Origin of the sequence: Pseudomonas sp. 22072, from assembly GCF_052046095.1 — a bacterium.
Classification (GTDB): Bacteria; Pseudomonadota; Gammaproteobacteria; order Pseudomonadales; family Pseudomonadaceae; genus Aquipseudomonas; species Aquipseudomonas paracarnis.
This window is the reverse complement of the sequence record NZ_JBQEQE010000019.1, coordinates 45,793-62,029: the sequence shown is the minus strand read 5'-3', so window position 1 is coordinate 62,029 and position 16,237 is coordinate 45,793. Positions and strand designations below refer to the sequence as shown.

Here is a 16,237-nt window from a genome sequence, read left to right as displayed (position 1 = left end):
AGCACGTGGTGTGATGACCTTCATGCGTTAAGTTTTCAATCCATAATGTGATGGTGAACTTATGAAGCGTTTAATTGCGTTACCCTTTAGTGCGTTGATGGTGGTGTCTGTTCAGGTGTCTGCGCTTTGCTTGAATATTTCAGAGAGCTTCACCGGGATAATCGGGCCTGGAGGTGATAGTGTCGCCCATGGTCCCTTCACGATAACTGGTGCGAACGGTTGCTCCGGCGCAAATATAAATGCCATGGTTTCCGCTGGCGGTGCAGGGAGAAGTCCTCAGATTTATATTGATCAAGAGGTCGGCAGTTCCTGGAAAGCCGTCGCCGGTAACGCGCTTTCAGCCAATACTTCCTGGGTAGGAACCTTAGGTACCTATCGAGTGAGGCTTCACAACCCGGATGGGGAATCAAAGTCCTATTCGGGTACCGTTAGATACGGCCGCTGACCCATAGATAAATAGGGTGTGCCAGAGGTTCTGGCACACTTCGATTTGGGTTTCTGCGTCGGGATCAAGCATGCTCTTCGACTGACAGATCATTTTTCGAAGAGTTCGAGAAGTACGCCAACGCATTAATAGCGCGATTAGCATCCACCATCCCTTTTATGTATTCAGGAATGCCTTGCGAGCGCCCCACGCTTGGGTTGCTTTTAACAAAGTCAAGGTAATCATCCAGCTTTTCGTTGAATAGGGCGATTGCGTTGAATTTTACCTGTGTGTTTGTTTGTTTTCCGTTGGCATCAAATGCACCATCTCCAAATGTGAATATGCCGAAAGCATTTGCATCAATGATATTGCTCTCGTACAACCGCCTTCCGACTACTTTTAGCTCGTCAGTGCTGATAGATGTCAGGTCATAGCCCTTTAAAAACTGCTTCAGGTCAGCAAGATGCGTTTGCTGCCACACTCGCAGCTCATCAACGGCTTTGGACTCTTCAGTAAAAGTAAACGTGTTCGTCGTTTTCTCTGGGTTTTTGATGACAAAAGCATCTGCCTGCTTAGAAGGCGCATTGGGCGTTACCACTCTCATATCCATGCTCGTCTCCTTATAGGATGAAAGGTTCACCCTGCTATCGACCCCTTGCGAAAGATATTTAACCTGTTTGAATATTTGGGAAACTTCTTTCAGATAAGTATTACACGTAGGCCAAATTGATTGATCCGCTAATGCCAGGCTAAAAAAAAGCCCCGCGACCGAATGGATCGCAGGGCTAAAAATTGGCTGGATGCGACCAACCAAAGGAGCTCTTTACATCACTTGCTGCTAGCCACCACTGTATCCGGCTGCCAACCACCCCCAAGGGCCTTGTAGATTGCGACGATGCCGCGATACAGGTCGACTTCGGCCTGGGCCTGGGCGTCTTCGGCGGCCAGGCGTTCGCGCTGGGCGTCGAGCAGGACCAGGAAGTCCACGGTGCCTTCGCGGTAGCGGATCGCCGCAAGGTCGGCGGCGGCGCGGCTGGATTCGCTTTGGCGGATCAGCGAGACCAAACGTTGCTGGCGCTTGCCGTAGTCGCTGAAGGCGTTTTCAGACTCTTCCAATGCCAGCAACACTTGCTGTTCATAGGTCGCCAGTGCGCCATCGGCTTCGGCATTCGCGCCACGCAAACGCGCGCGTACGCTGCCCAGGTCAAACGCGGCCCAAGTGATGCTCGGCCCTAGAGACCAGGCATTCGCGGCGGCCGAGCCGATCTGCGAACCGCGCCCGGCGGTGAAGCCGAGGAAACCGCTGAGGCTCACCCGTGGGAACAGGTCGGCCTTGGCCACGCCGATACGTGCGGTGGCGGCGGCCAGTTTGCGTTCGGCGCTGAGGATGTCCGGGCGCCGTTGCAGCAGTTGCCCTGGGTCGCCAATCGGCAACGCCTTGGCAATCGCTGGCAAGTCTTTCGGGCTCAGGTCCACGCTCAGCTTGTCGGGGCGCTGGCCGAGGAGGGTGGCGATGCGGTTGCGTTCGCGCACTTGTTCGGCCTGCAGCTGCGGCACGCTGGCTTCCACCGCCGCCAGGCGCGCATCGGCACGTTCCACGTCGAGCTGATCACCGACGCCGGCATCCCGCAGGCTGACGGTGATGGCACGCGACTCCTGCTGGTTCTTCAGGTTGTCCAGGGCAATACGTTCGCGCAGTTGCGCACCGCGCAGTTGGCCGTAGGCATCCACCAGCTCGGCAATCATGGTGACTTGCAGCTGGTACAGGTCGGCTTCGGCCACCTGCTGGTCGGCGTCACTGGCTTCCAGGTTGCGGCGGATACGTCCGAACAAATCCACTTCCCAGGCCATGTCCAGGCCCAGGTCGTAGCGCTCGCTGTTGACGCGTTTGGTGGTCTGGCCGGGAATCTGGCCCTTGCCCACATCGCTGCTGGCGCGGGAGGTGACCACCGGCATGATGTCGTTGGCCGCATCATCACGGATGGCCCGTGCCGCCCGCAGACGGGCGAAGGCCACGCGCAGGTCGCGGTTGCCGCTCAGGGACTGGGTCACCAGTTGGTTGAGGGTCGGGTCGTCGAACTGCTGCCACCAGATGCCTTCGTATTTGGCGTGGTCGTAGCTCTTGGTGTCGGCGGCGGCCGTGATATTGGCCGCCTCCAGTGGCTGGGTCTTGTAGTCCGGGCCTACGGCACAGGCGGCGAGCGCCAGCACCAACAGGCTCGGCAGGAATACTTTCACACTCATTGCTGTGTCTCCAGCTTCAAGGCCTTGGCCGCTTTGCGCGCTTCACTGCGTTCGACATAGCGGCGGATCAGTACGTAGAACACTGGTGTCAGCAACAGACCGAAGAAGGTCACACCGATCATCCCGGAGAACACCGCCACGCCCATGGCATGGCGCATCTCGGCGCCGGCACCGCTGGAGAGCACCAACGGCACCACACCCATGATGAACGCGAACGAGGTCATCAGGATCGGCCGCAGACGCAGGCGGCAGGCTTCCAGTACCGCGGCGAGCGGATCGAGGCCTTCCTGCTGTTTATCCTTGGCAAATTCGACGATCAGAATCGCGTTCTTGCACGCCAGGCCCACCAGTACGATCAGGCCGATCTGGGTGAAGATGTTGTTGTCGCCGCCCGAGATGATTACCCCGGTAATGGCCGACAGCAGCGTCATAGGTACGATCAGGATCACCGCCAGCGGCAGGCTCCAGCTTTCGTATTGGGCGGCCAGTACCAGGAACGCCAGCAGCACACAGAGCGGGAACACGAACAGCGCGGTATTGCCCGAGAGGATTTGCTGATAGGTCAGGTCGGTCCACTCGTAGGTCATGCCGTTGGGCAGTTCATCTTTGAGCAGTTTTTCAATCGCGGCCTGGGCCTGGCCGGAGCTGTAGCCCGGCGCGGCGTTGCCGTTGATTTCTGCGGTGATGAAGCCGTTGTAGTGCATCACGCGGTCCGGGCCCGAGGTGTCGCTGACCTTGATAAAGGTCGCCAGCGGGATCATCTCGCCTTTGTTGTTACGCACTTTCAGTTGGCCGATCTGGTCGGAGTCCTGACGGAACTGTTGCTCGGCCTGCACGTTGACCTGGTAGGTACGCCCAAAGCGGTTGAAGTCGTTGGCATACAGCGAACCCAGGTAGACCTGCAACGTGTCGAAGATGTCGCTGATCGCCACGCCGTGGGTCTTGGCCTTTTCGCGGTCGATGGCGGCGTCGACTTGCGGCACGTTCACTGTGTAGCTGGTGAACAGGCCGAACAGTTCAGGCACGCCGTGGCTCTTGGCGATCACGTTCTGCACTTCTTTATACAGCTCGTCGTAGCCGAGGTTGCCACGGTCTTCGATCTGCAGGCGGAACCCGCCGATGGTGCCCAGGCCTTGTACCGGCGGCGGCGGGAAGATCGCCATGTAGGCTTCTTCGATATTGGCGTATTGGCCGTTCAGTGCACCGGCAATCGCACCGGCAGACATGCTTGGGTCTTTGCGCTCATCAAAGGGCTTCAAGGTCACGAACACGATGCCGCTGTTCGGACTGTTGGTGAACCCGTTGATCGACAGGCCCGGGAAGGCAATTGCGGCTTCCACGCCGGGTTGTTTAAGGGCGATCTCCGACATGCGCTTCATCACGTTTTCGGTGCGGTCCAGGCTCGCCGCGTCGGGCAGTTGGGCGAAGGCCACCAGGTATTGCTTGTCCTGCGCCGGTACGAAACCCGTCGGTGTGTGGGCAAAGCCGAAGAACGTCAGCACCATCAAACCCGCGTAGACGAACAAGGCAATGCCGCTGCCGCGAATCACACGGCGCACGGTGCCTACATAGCCATGGCTGGCCTTTTCGAAAAAGCGGTTGAAGGGACGGAACAGCCAGCCACCGAAGACCTTGTCGAGGAACTTGGAGAAACGATCTTTGGGTGCGTCGTGACCGCGCAGCAACACGGCGGCCAGGGCAGGGGACAGCGTCAACGAGTTGAACGCCGAGATCACCGTCGAGATCGCAATGGTCAAAGCGAACTGTTTGTAGAACTGCCCCGTCAAGCCACTGATGAAGGCGGCCGGGATAAACACCGCACACAGCACCAGCGCCGTGGCGATGATCGGGCCGGTAACCTCGCTCATGGCTTTTTCGGTCGCCGGGAACGGCTCCAGGCCCAGTTCGATATTACGCTCGACGTTCTCCACCACCACGATGGCGTCGTCCACCACGATACCGATGGCCAGCACCAGGCCGAACAATGACAGGGCGTTGAGTGAGAACCCGAACAGGTGCATCACCGCAAAGGTACCGATCAAGGATACCGGCACCGCCACCAATGGAATGATCGAGGCGCGCCAGGTCTGCAGGAACAGAATCACCACCAGCACCACGAGGATCAGTGCTTCAAACAGGGTATGCACCACCGCTTCGATGGAGCCGCGTACAAAGATGGTCGGGTCATAGGCAATGCGATAATCCATGCCCGCCGGGAAGCTCTTTTTCAGCTCGGCCATCTTGCTGCGCACATCGTTGGAGATGTCGATGGCATTGGAGCCGGGACGCTGGAAAATCGGAATCGCAACGGCCGGCTGGTTATCGATCAACGAGCGCAGCGCGTATTGGCTGGAGCCCAGTTCGACCCTGGCGATGTCCTTGAGGCGCGTGATTTCACCGTTGGCGCCGGCGCGAATCACGATGTTCTCGAACTCTTCTTCAGTGACCAGACGGCCCTGGGTATTGACCGACAACTGGAAGCTGGTGTCACTCGGCGCGGGTTGGGCGCCCAGGGCACCGGCTGCCACCTGGCGGTTCTGCTCGCGGATCGCCGTGACCACATCGGTGGCGGTCAGGTTGCGCGAAGCGGTTTTGTTCGGGTCCAGCCACACGCGCAGGGAGTAGTCGCCCATGCCGAACAACTGCACGTCACCGACGCCGCCCAGGCGGGCCAGTTCATCCTTGATATTGAGGATCGCGTAGTTGGACAGGTACAACATGTCATAACGCTGATCCGGGGAGGTCAAGTGCACCACCATGGTCAGGTCGGGGGAGGCCTTGTCCACGGTAATGCCGATGCGCGTCACTTCCTCCGGCAGCTTGGGCTGCGTGCGCGTCACACGGTTTTGCACCTGCACCTGCGCATTGTCCAGGTCGGTGCCTAGGGCGAAGGTGATGGTCAGGGTCAGCTTGCCGTCAGCGGTGGACTGCGAGGACATGTACAGCATGTTCTCGACACCAGTGATGGCTTGCTCCAACGGCGCGGCCACGGTTTCACCGATGACTTTGGGGTTGGCACCCGGGAAGTTGGCGCGCACTACCACGGTCGGCGGCACCACTTCCGGGTATTCGCTGATCGGCAGTTGGAACAGCGAGATTGCGCCGGCGATCAGGATCAACAGCGACAGCACCGCTGCGAAGATCGGCCGTGAAATGAAGAACTTGGAAAAATTCATCTTGAGTCGTATCCCTTAACCGCGTGGAGTCGCGACGCTTGCGAGCTTGGGCGCGGGTTTTTCCGGCGCCACTTGCTCCAGGTTGCTGGCTTCAAGCGCTTGTCGTTGTTGGGCCAAGGCGGCGAGGGTTTCCTTGCTGGCCATCGGGATGGTTTCCGGTGCGACCGGCGAGCCTGGGCGTACACGCTGCAGGCCCTTGACGATCACGGTGTCGTCCTTGGTCAGGCCGCTGCGCACGATGCGCAAACCTTCGATTTTCGGCCCCAGTTCCACCGCGCGATAAGCCGGCTTGTCGCCGTCCATCACCAGTACGAATTTCTTGCCCAGGTCGGTGCCGACGGCTTCGTCATTGATCAACACTGCCGAATAGGTGCCGCTGCCGACCAGCTTCAAGCGCGCATACAGGCCGGGGGTGTATTCGCCCTTGCTGTTGTCGAACACCGCACGGCCACGGATGGTGCCAGTGGCCGGGTTGACCTGGTTGTCGACGAAGTTCATCTGGCCCAGGTGTGGGTTGCCGGTTTCGTTGGACAGGCCCAGGTACACAGGGGTGGTTGCACCACGCCGGCCTTCGCGGGCCAGTTCGGTGTACTTGAGGAACACGCGCTCATCAGCATCGAAGTAGGCGTAGACCTTGTCGGTGGAGACCACGCTGGTGAGCGCAGTGGTATCGGCGGTCACCAGGTTGCCGGCGGTGATTTCGGCACGGCTCACGCGGCCACTGATAGGCGAGGTCACGCGGGTGAAGCTCAGGTTCAGCTTGGCCAGGTCCAACTGCGCCTGGATCCCGGCCATCGCGGCACGGGCTTCCTGGGCGGCGGTGGTGCGCGAGTCGGCCAGTTCGGCGGAGATCGCATTGCTCTGGCGCAGGCGTTCGCCGCGTTGTGCTTCGTTTTCGCTGCGGGTGGCGGCGGCTTTGGTTTGCGCAAGCTGGGCCTCGAGGCGGCGCACTTCGGCCTGGAATGGGCGAGGGTCGATCTGGAACAGCAGGTCGCCTTTCTTCACCAGCGCGCCTTCGGTGAACGCCACTTGGTCAATCTGCCCGGACACCCGCGGACGAATCTGCACGGTTTCCGGCGCTTCAAGGCGCCCGGTGAACTCGTCCCACTCGTTGACCGGTTGTTCCAGCACCTTGGCCACGCTGACCTTGGCAGGAGGCATGGCGGCCGCCTGTTCCTGGGTCTTGCCGCACGCGCTCATCACCACCACGGCCAATATCGCCAGAGGGAAGCGCAAATGTTTGAGTGACTGTTCCATGAGGTGCATCCGCCAATGTATTTGAGATGGGCGGATCATGCGCGGGGAGGTGCTATGTCACGAATCGAATGAAGCAAAGGTAACTATCATTCGGAATGATATAAGCGCGGAGTCAGCCCTCTAGCATGGGGGTTTTGTTAGGGAGCTATCAATGTGATTGATGACAAAAGACTGTTGCTGAGGGTGCAAGGAACTTTCCCAGCAATCCGTGGGAGCATCACGGCGCCTCAAACGCATCACCCAGAAAGTCGATCAAGGACCGCACCGACGGCATCAGCCCACGCCTGGAGGGGAACACGGCGGTGATCACGCCTTCAGCGGGTTGCCATTCAGGCAATACGGCAATCAAACGGCCATCGGCCAGTTCGTCTTTCACGACCACCTGAGGCAGGTTGGCGATGCCCACGCCCGCCAGTGCTGCGTTTTTCAGGGTCGACATATCATCACTGACCAGGCGTGGCGTGTGCGCGACCTGGGCCGTCGCGCCGTCCGGCGCGGTCAGGTCCCACAGGTACGCAAGCAACGGGTTGCCCCAATGGATCGTCGCCAGCCCGGCAAGGTCAGCCGGTAGCGAGGGCAGGGGAGCGTCCTGCAGAAAAGTCGCGCTCGCCACCAGTACCTGAGGACTTTTAGCCAGTACCTTCATGACCAGCTCACTGCTTTCCAGCGGCGGGAAACACAGGTTCAAGGCCATGTCATAGCCTTCGCTGATGATGTCGACCTTGCGGTTGAAGCTTTTCACGTTCAGTTCGACGCTGGCGCATTGCGCCATGAATTGGGCGAGCATCGGCGCCACCCAGTAGTTGAGCAGCGCAGTGGTGCAACTCAAGCGGATCACGCCCCGCGGCTCTGATTTGTTGAAGGCAATCACATCTTCGGCCGACTCGGCTTCGGCAATCATCGCCACGCAATGGCGGTAATAGGCCTGGCCGATATCGGTGACCTGGAACTGGCGCGTCGAACGCTGTATCAGCCGCGCCCCCAGCCTGGCTTCAAGCTGGCTGACTCTGCGGCTCAAGGTCGATTTGGGCAGGTTCAGCGCACGGCCCGCCGCCGCAAAGCCGCCGTGCTCGACCACCTTGGCGTAAAGAAAGAGCTCGTTGAGGTCGAACATGGGCAGTGTTCCATTTTTGAGATGGCCAGGATTAATTCAACTTAGCCAGTATCGACAGCCATGTACACTCCGTTCAAATCGACGCAGTCACCGAGGGCACCACATGATCGACCGTTTGCGCTGGGCAACCCATCGTCTCACCAAGCGATTGTGGTTCAGAGCCTCCTTGTTCTCGCTTCTAGGGGTCGCTACGGCACTGCTTGCCGTTGTGTTCAAAGACTTCGTTCCCGAGTCCCTGCCCACGCGCATCGGTGCAGATGCGGTGGACAAGATTCTGGGCATCATTGCGTCCAGCATGCTGGCCGTCACGACCTTTTCGTTGAGCACGATGGTCACCGCGTACGGTGCCGCAAGTAGTGGTGTGACCCCGCGAGCCACCACTTTGGTGATGGAGGACACTACGACGCAAAACGCCCTCGCTACGTTTATTGGCTCATTTCTTTTCAGCCTGGTAGGCATCATTGCCCTGAGCACCGGCGCCTACGGCGCACAGGGTCGCGTGCTGCTGTTCGCGGTGACCATCGCCGTGGTTGTACTGGTGGTCTACACCCTGCTGCGGTGGATCGACCATTTGTCCAAGCTCGGCAGGGTAGGAGAAACCATCGACCGCGTCGAAAAAGCGGCCATGGCGGCCATCAGCCAACGCGCCCAATGGCCCTGCCTCGGCGCTGCAGCCTACCCGGCCGATCACGCTCTGGCCCCCGGCGCAATGACCATCGAAAGTGAGCAGACGGGCTATGTGCAGCATATCGACGTGTTGGCCTTGGGCGCTATCGCGCAGCATGACTGCACGCATATTTACCTGGAGGTGGTGCCGGGAACCTTCGTACACGAAGGCATGCCACTGTTGCACGTGGTCAGCCTGGGCACCAGGCAAGACGATGGCACACAGGCCACCAGGGAAAAGATCCTGTCTACGCTGACCATCGGTAACCGTCGCACATTCGAACACGATCCCCGTTTCGGGCTCTGCGTCCTCTCTGAAATCGCTTCGCGCGCGTTGTCACCTGCCGTCAACGATCCAGGTACCGCTATTGATGTGATTGGCCGGGGAGTGAGAACGTTGACATGCTGGGGTAAGCCCGGCGGGTCTGGCCGGCAGACAGATCAGCAGTGTGAGCAGGTATTTGTTCGAGGGCTGAACGTCGATGATCTGTTTGAGGATTTCTTCGCCCCGATCAGCAGAGACGGTGCAGGTGTGTTCGAAGTGGATGCTCGCCTGTTGAAAGCCCTTATCAGCCTTGCCGAAATAAACCCTGTTCTGTTCAAAACGGCGTGCCTTAGGCAGGCGGACCAACTCATCACACGCGCGCATGCAACACTGACACTGCAGCATGAGAAGGAGCGACTAAGCGCCTTGGCCAAGGCGATAGGCGTGTAGGAGGCTATTGGGCCTGCAAGGGCCGTTTAGAGGCTATATGGATCCCCAAAATACCTGGCTTTGCATTGCTGTTGCCATTTCAGAGCTGGGCAGCGGCACTCAAGGCAGGGAATTAATGGCCTTTATGACCGCATCGGCGATGGTCTTTGTAATAAGCCGACGCTGACAGTTATCAATCGTCGGGCTCAGCCATGTGGGCAGGCTGTTCAGTACGGGCAAAATCGCCGTGAGCGCTCCCTCACGCAACGGCCCGCCGGGCTGATGGCCCTGCTGGCCGATCACCTTCATGAGTTGCGACTCATAGGCTCGCCTCAATCGCTCAACGCTCGCCTGCATCGGAGCGCCCAGGCAATTGGCGTCCATGACCGCTAACTTGAAGTGCCCGGTCATCTGTTCATGCAATTGAAGATGGCCTTCGATCAGTGTTGTCAGACGTTGTGCCGGCGTCAATCTACGGGTGTTGATCCGGTCGACGTGCGACAAGAGCGCCTGATACAGCTCTATCAGCCACTCATACAACATGGCTTCCTTGCTCTCTACATGGTGATAAATTGCTCCCGGGCTGATGCCAACATGCGCTGCCAATTCGCGCATGCTGACCTGGCTGAAACTACGCTCCTTGAACAGCTCCAGGGCTCTGCGCTGAAACTCCGAGCGGCTGAGCGCGAGAGCCGTCCTCATGTGTCGAGTGCCTGCTGCTTGGCAATTTCCTGGTTGCGCAGTATGAACCGCTGCAACTTACCACTGGGGGTCTTGGGCAGTTGCTCGACGAACTCGATTTCCCGTGGGTACGCATGCGCAGCCAGGCGCTGTCGGACATGCAGGCGCAAGACTTCTGCCAACTCGACACTGGGCAGGTACTCACGATTGAGCACGACAAACGCCTTGATCAGTTCGGTGCGTTGCGGGTCGGGCTTGCCGATCACCGCGGTTTCGACGACTGCCGGATGTTCGACGAGCGCGCTCTCCACATCGAAAGGCCCCACGCGGTAGCCGGACGTGGTGATCACATCGTCGTTACGGCCGACAAAGCTGATACTGGCGTCTTCATTGAGCTCCACGATATCGCCGCTCAAGTAGTAACGGCCCACAAACGCCTTGGTGGGCATGTGAAGGTAGCCATTGAACCAGCACAGGGGCGAGCGCTCGCGATCCACCGCCAGTACGCCCGGCTGGCCTGTCGGCAACTCCCTGTGCGCATCGTCCAGCACGACAATCCGGTACCCCGGCACCGCATAACCGGCAGAACCCTCGCGGACCCGATGGCGTAACCCATGGTGATTGCACAGCACCATGCCGATTTCGGTTTGGCCGTAATGATCGTGAATGACCACGCCGAGCTGTTCGGCGAACCAACGGATGACTTGTGGGTTGAGCGGTTCGCCAGCGCTGCTGACGACACGCAGTTGGCCACGTACGGCGTCGGCGAACTCGGCCCCGGCGTCAATCAGCAGGCGAAAGGCCGTAGGCGAGCCGGCCAGGTTGCTGATCCCGTACTTGGCGATAATCCGGCTGGTGCTTTGCGTGGTGAAAGGGCCGTCATGGAACAGCGTGGCCCGGCCGCACGCCAGTGGCCCGGTCACTGCGTAATACAAGCCATAGGCCCAGCCGGGGTCGGCGAGGTTCCAGAAACGGTCGTCTTCGCGCAGGTCGATTGAATCGCGCATATAACTTTTGAAGGCAAGGATGGCGCTCAAAGGCACCTCCAGCGGCTTGGCCGGCCCTGTGGTGCCCGAGGTGCACATCAGCAGGAACGACGCACGGGCGTCCAGCAGCTCAGGTGTGCAGTCGGGTTGTTGATGTTCCAGCACATCCCAAAACGCGTAGTCGCTGGGACGCCGTGAGGTGGCGTCGGTCACGATGACGTGGGGGCAGTCGAAGAGCTCGTCCAGCTTGGGACGATTGTGGGCGTCGGTCACGATCCAGCGCGCCTTGGAACAGTCCAGTCGCTGTTCAATGGCCTTGGGGCCGAACGCGGTAAAGAGTGGTTGGTAGACCGCCCCGATGCGCCAGGTTCCCAAGATGGCAATCACCAGTTCAACCGTGCGTGGCATCAGGCCGGCAACCCGATCCCCCGGCTGCACGCCATGGGCTCGCAGGAAGTTGCCGAAGCGCGCCGCGTGCGCCTGCAGTTCGCTGAAGGTGTGCTGCGTGGCGTGGCCATCGCGCGTTTCACAATACAACGCCACGCCATTGCCATGGGCATGCCGGTCGCAGCATTCAATGCAGGCATTCAAGGCGCCGGGTTCGCCGTGCAAGTCCCGGGCAGCCAGCTGTAGATAATCGAAGGATGAGACTGCTGAGTCGTAATCGCGCATAACGTACCTGGTTATTATTGTTGGAATATGTGCTTTGCCCACGCAGGCTGCGCGGCCACCTCTACCTCGGTCAAATGGGGTCAGCCTGCAAGGACGGCGTCGGCGCCGATAAGGCCAGGGAGTCAAAGGTTGTCGCCCCCGGCAGGGCTTGCCAGGCCGAGGGGCCAGCGGCGATTTCCTGAGCGCTCAGCAGGCAATTGTCGAGTGCGCGCTGCAGTGCCTGGGTGTCCAGGCCCTGGCCGATAAAGACAAGCTCTTGCCGGCAATCGCCGACAATGCTGTCCCACTTGGCCATGATGTTCTGCAACCGATATTCATCCAGCGGCCATTGCGCCTGCTCGATGAAGTTCCACCAGTGCGCGACGTAGTCCCACTGGAATTGCCTGCCGCTTTGCACCAGCAGGCCGGTTTCCAAGTGCCTGCTGGCGAGCCAGAAGTAACCTTTGCTGCGCAACAGTCGCCCGTTTCGCCAGGGCTGCTGGAGAAAATCGAGTAATCGCTGTGGGTGAAAAGGGGCACGCTCGCGGTACACCCAGGAGGTCACGCCATAGGTGTCCGATTCAGAGGCCGGTGCGTCGTCGGCCTGCATTTTTTTCATCCAGCCGGGCGAGGCCACAAGGCTGGGCAAATCAAACAGGTGAGTACCGAGGACGGCGGATAACTCCACGTTACCCTGAGTCATCGGTATGATCCGCGCGCTCGGGTTAAGGCCGGCGAGGATCGCATGCACGGCCTGGTAGCCGGGCTCGTCGATCAGGTCCAGTTTGTTGACGAGAATGACGTTGGCGTATTCCACTTGCTCGATCAGCAGGTCGGTCAGGTGGCGCGTGGGTGCGTCGTCGCGGTCCACGATGTCCGGCGATTCGAGCAATGCCTCAAAGCGACTGCCATCGACCACCGTCACCAAAGTATCGAGCCGCGCCAGTTCGCTTAGGCTGAAGCCCTGCGCGTCGAGGAAGGCGAACGTCTCGGCAACCGGCATCGGCTCGGAAATCCCCGTGGACTCGATCAACAAGTAGTCGAAACGTTGCTGGCGTGCCAGGGCGCTGATCTGCTCGAGCAAATCGGCGCGCAGCGTGCAGCAGATGCAGCCATTGCTCATCTCGATCAACTCATCGCGGCCCCGGTGCAGCGCTACGTCGTGCCGCACCTGCTCGGCATCGATGTTGACCTCGCTCATATCATTGACGATGACCGCAACGCGCAGGCCGTCGCGATTGCGCAGGATATGGTTGAGGAGGGTGGTTTTGCCGGCGCCGAGGAAGCCGGAAAGCACCGTCACCGGCAGTCGGCCTGCCAAGGCACCGTCCATCATGCGTTCACCGTGCCATCGGCGTGGTCCAGGTAGCTTTCGAACAGGTCGACCACCACGAACCCCTCATCTGCTGCATCGCCCCAGAGATCTTTCACGCGAAACTCGACGTGGTAGGTCGGCTGATGCGCCGCGCTCAGATCGCCGTGGCCGATAGCGTCAGGGAAGGGCCACTTTTGCGCGGTGCGGTGCACAACCACGCCTTCTTTGCCGCGCACGTAGGCCGGCATGCGGGTATGCCCGGCCACATACTCGTTGCGCACCACCACCCGGTCGCCCACTTCAAAGGGCGGGCGGTCGCTGATCGCCGGGCGCCCGCTGGCATGCGCGGGGTTCGCCAGCTTGAAGTGCGAACCCAGGGCCTGGTCGAGTTCCGCCTGGGTGATCACACCGGTTTCGACCAACAGGGTGGCGGTCGCGATGACATAGCGTTCGTAGTATTGGGTGCCGACATGTTGGCGCACGTCGAGGCGCTCCACGGCATGGCGAACTTCGTCCACGCTGAACTTTTTCAAGTGATCGGCACCGACAAACATCAGGCTGTAGGCCAGGTGTTCCCAGTCCTGCTTGAACACGGGTTGGTAGCTCAGGCTGTTGATGGTGTGAGGGATTTTGCCAAAGCCTTGAAACCCACCGAGATCGTGAAAGCCATCCATTGTGAATACCTCTGAAAAATGCAAAAAACAAAGGGCACCGTTTACGCCACGTAAGGCAGCGCCACGCCGATAAGAACATCCTTGGTGATCAGTTTTCGCAGGGCCTCTTCATCCATGGATTCGCTGCCCTTGGGCCGTACAGGCAGCACCAGATAGCGGGTTTCGGCGCTGGTGTCCCACACCTTGACGATGACGTCGGCCGGCAGCTCGGTGCCCAGCTCCCGCAGGACGGTGCGCCCTTCGCGCACCAGTCGGGCGCGGAACTCGAAGCCCTTGTACCACTCCGGCGGCAAACCCAGGACAGGCCAGTTGGTGCAGGAGCACAGGCTGCACACAATCACGTTTTTCACGCTGGGCGTGTCTGGCAGCGCAACAATGTATTCACCCTGCGGGCCGGTATAGCCAAATTGGGCGCACGCCGCGGTGCCGTCTTTGAGCAGCAGTTCGTGAAACTGCGGGTCCACCCAGGCTCTGGCGACCACTTGAGCCCCGTTCTCCGGGCTCCACTGGTGTGCCATCAGCTGTGTCATGTGGTCGATGTAACCGTCGGGGATCAGATCCTTCTGCTTGAGCACTTGCAGTAGCGCTTGCGCGCGTTCTCCCGGTGTTGATGTGGTTGCTTCATGTGCGCTCATAAGTTGACTCCTCATCGTTGAGCTTCTGGGCAGCGCCTGGCGGCTTGTTCTTTTTGCGCTGCGCGGGATTACCGGCTAACAGTTTTTCCAGTCAACCGACGCCTCGAACGCTGCGCCAGCCTGGTAAATCGTGCCTTCGGCATAGTGCTTGCTGACCAGCATCATCCCGACAGGTAAACCGTCTACCAGACCACAGGGAATCGACATGGCCGGATGCCCGGTGATGTCCTGGGCAGAGGCATTGCCGATCATTTCCAGTGCACGGGCCACGTACTCGGTAATCGAGCAACCCGGCTGCGGGTGGGGTTGGGCGATGATCGGGACGGTGGGCATCACCAGCAGGTCATACCGCGCCAACGCGGCGTCATACCCGGCACGTGCCACGCGCCTGAGGTTTTGTGCCTTGGCGTAGAAACGTCCGTTGTAGCGTTCCAGACCGTATTGCCCGACGAACATGCACAGCTTGAGAGAAGCGGACAGGTCATTGGCCTGATCGCGCCATCCGGCTTGCTGGTCCAGCAACCCGAGGTCATACAGCCCTTGCCAGTTAAAACCGGCCCCATTGCCGTGCATCATCTGCATCATCAAGCCTTCACAGCCGATGGGGTGCCATAGCGAACCGGCAATGCTGTGCTCAGGCACCGACACCTCCTCGACCTGCGCGCCCAGCCGCGAAAACGCTGCAATGGCTTGACGTACGCAAGAGGCCACACGTGGGTCCTGGTTGGCCAGTTCAAAACCTTCGCGCAGGATGCCGATCCTCAGCCCGCTGACACCGCGTTCCAGGTAATCGCTGTAAGCGTCGACCTGCGGCGCGGCTTGTCGCGGATCGAGCCCATCGGCGCCGGCCATGACTTCCAGCATCAAGGCGTTGTCGCGCACGTTTGCGGTAATGGGGCCGGCGTGATCGATAGTCGCTTCGATGGCCATGATGCCGGTGTAGGGCACCAGTCCGTGGGTCGGCTTCATGCCGTAAGTGCCGCAGAAGGCGGAAGGGATGCGGATTGACCCGCCCTGGTCACCGCCAACTGCCAGGTCGACCTCGCCGGCGGCAACCAGTGCTGCGCTGCCGGAAGACGAGCCTCCCGAGGCAAAGCCCTGGCGAAAGGGGTTGTGCACCGGTGCAGGATCGGAGGTGTGGCTGCCGCCGGACAGGCAGTAGTGTTCGCACGTTGCCTTGCCGAGGATGGTCGCGCCGGCATCCAGCAAGCGCGTGACAACCGTGGCATCGAAGGCGGGAACGAAGCCTTCAAGCGGCTTGGCACCATTCATCATGGGGACGCCAGCCAGTGAAATATTGTCCTTGAGGGCGACCGTTTTACCCGCCAGCTTGCCTTCGCGCGCACCGTTGACTTCGGTGCGGAAGTACCAGGCGTTGAGCGGGTTGTGTGCGGCCGAGGGACGATAGCCCGAGCTGCGTTCATAACGGACCGGCGGGATGAAGTCCGGCAGCTCGTCAACAAGGTCATATGCGTCGAAGCTTGCCTGCATAAGCGCCAGGTATTCATCGGCTTGCTTTGCACTGAGTTGCATGTGCAGGCTGCTCGAAATATCCAATAGCTGTTCAAGGGTGGGGCGAGCGATTGCCATGGTTGGGCTGTCCTTATCGTAAGTGGCCGAAAAGCACTGCGTGCTCAATATCAGCGAGCCTGGGGCTCAAGATAGTCCGCGCATCCAGCCGGCGGCTTGGTTGAGAAAGACATCGACTTGGTTGAGCCGG

12 protein-coding genes are annotated in these 16,237 nt (G+C 60.0%); 1 reads left to right on the top strand and 11 read right to left on the bottom strand.

Annotated elements, in window-relative coordinates; translation table 11 throughout:
- Nucleotides 1-509 precede the first annotated feature (509 nt).
- From ACTJLA_RS19305 to ACTJLA_RS19285, 5 genes are all read right to left on the bottom strand, one after another.
- Complete coding sequence (locus ACTJLA_RS19305; protein WP_259284213.1) at nt 510-1,034, bottom strand: hypothetical protein; 525 nt, start codon at nt 1,032-1,034, stop codon at nt 510-512.
- 218 nt (nt 1,035-1,252) lie between these two features.
- Nucleotides 1,253-2,668, bottom strand: coding sequence for an efflux transporter outer membrane subunit (locus ACTJLA_RS19300; RefSeq protein WP_054921910.1), 1,416 nt, complete (start codon nt 2,666-2,668; stop codon nt 1,253-1,255).
- On the bottom strand, nt 2,665-5,844 hold the full coding sequence (locus ACTJLA_RS19295; RefSeq protein WP_034127367.1) for an efflux RND transporter permease subunit: 3,180 nt from the start codon (nt 5,842-5,844) through the stop codon (nt 2,665-2,667). The genes ACTJLA_RS19300 and ACTJLA_RS19295 overlap by 4 nt, the downstream gene beginning before the upstream one ends.
- A gap of 15 nt (nt 5,845-5,859) precedes the next feature.
- Nucleotides 5,860-7,101 carry a multidrug efflux RND transporter periplasmic adaptor subunit MexE gene (gene mexE / locus ACTJLA_RS19290; protein ID WP_034127407.1) on the bottom strand — a complete coding sequence of 414 codons (1,242 nt, stop codon included), beginning with the start codon at nt 7,099-7,101 and terminating at the stop codon, nt 5,860-5,862.
- Between the two features lie 217 nt (nt 7,102-7,318).
- Entirely contained in the window at nt 7,319-8,215 is an 897-nt protein-coding gene (locus tag ACTJLA_RS19285) for a LysR substrate-binding domain-containing protein (protein WP_054921908.1), read from the bottom strand.
- A gap of 103 nt (nt 8,216-8,318) precedes the next feature.
- On the opposite strand from ACTJLA_RS19285, the gene ACTJLA_RS19280 reads away from it, so the two are divergent.
- The gene (locus ACTJLA_RS19280) at nt 8,319-9,596 is read left to right on the top strand and encodes a DUF2254 domain-containing protein (RefSeq protein ID WP_054921905.1); all 1,278 of its coding nucleotides are present in this window, start codon (nt 8,319-8,321) and stop codon (nt 9,594-9,596) included.
- Between the two features lie 99 nt (nt 9,597-9,695).
- Here the strand turns inward: ACTJLA_RS19280 and ACTJLA_RS19275 are convergent, their stop codons facing one another.
- The 6 genes from ACTJLA_RS19275 to ACTJLA_RS19250 all read right to left on the bottom strand — a co-directional run bounded on the left by ACTJLA_RS19275 (nt 9,696) and on the right by ACTJLA_RS19250 (nt 16,107).
- Entirely contained in the window at nt 9,696-10,277 is a 582-nt protein-coding gene (locus tag ACTJLA_RS19275) for a TetR/AcrR family transcriptional regulator (RefSeq protein WP_034127369.1), read from the bottom strand.
- The gene (locus tag ACTJLA_RS19270) at nt 10,274-11,914 is read right to left on the bottom strand and encodes an AMP-binding protein (protein ID WP_181125260.1); all 1,641 of its coding nucleotides are present in this window, start codon (nt 11,912-11,914) and stop codon (nt 10,274-10,276) included. Before ACTJLA_RS19270 ends, ACTJLA_RS19275 begins: the two co-directional genes overlap by 4 nt.
- 70 nt (nt 11,915-11,984) lie before the next feature.
- Entirely contained in the window at nt 11,985-13,229 is a 1,245-nt protein-coding gene (locus ACTJLA_RS19265; protein WP_440841901.1) for a GTP-binding protein, read from the bottom strand.
- Nucleotides 13,226-13,882: a nitrile hydratase subunit beta gene (gene nthB, locus ACTJLA_RS19260; RefSeq protein WP_181125258.1), complete on the bottom strand. Its 657-nt coding sequence runs from the start codon at nt 13,880-13,882 to the stop codon at nt 13,226-13,228. The genes ACTJLA_RS19265 and nthB overlap by 4 nt, the downstream gene beginning before the upstream one ends.
- 41 nt (nt 13,883-13,923) lie before the next feature.
- Nucleotides 13,924-14,517, bottom strand: coding sequence for a nitrile hydratase subunit alpha (gene nthA / locus ACTJLA_RS19255; protein WP_236452745.1), 594 nt, complete (start codon nt 14,515-14,517; stop codon nt 13,924-13,926).
- A gap of 75 nt (nt 14,518-14,592) precedes the next feature.
- Nucleotides 14,593-16,107: an amidase gene (locus tag ACTJLA_RS19250; RefSeq protein WP_034127374.1), complete on the bottom strand. Its 1,515-nt coding sequence runs from the start codon at nt 16,105-16,107 to the stop codon at nt 14,593-14,595.
- Nucleotides 16,108-16,237: the final 130 nt, after the last annotated feature.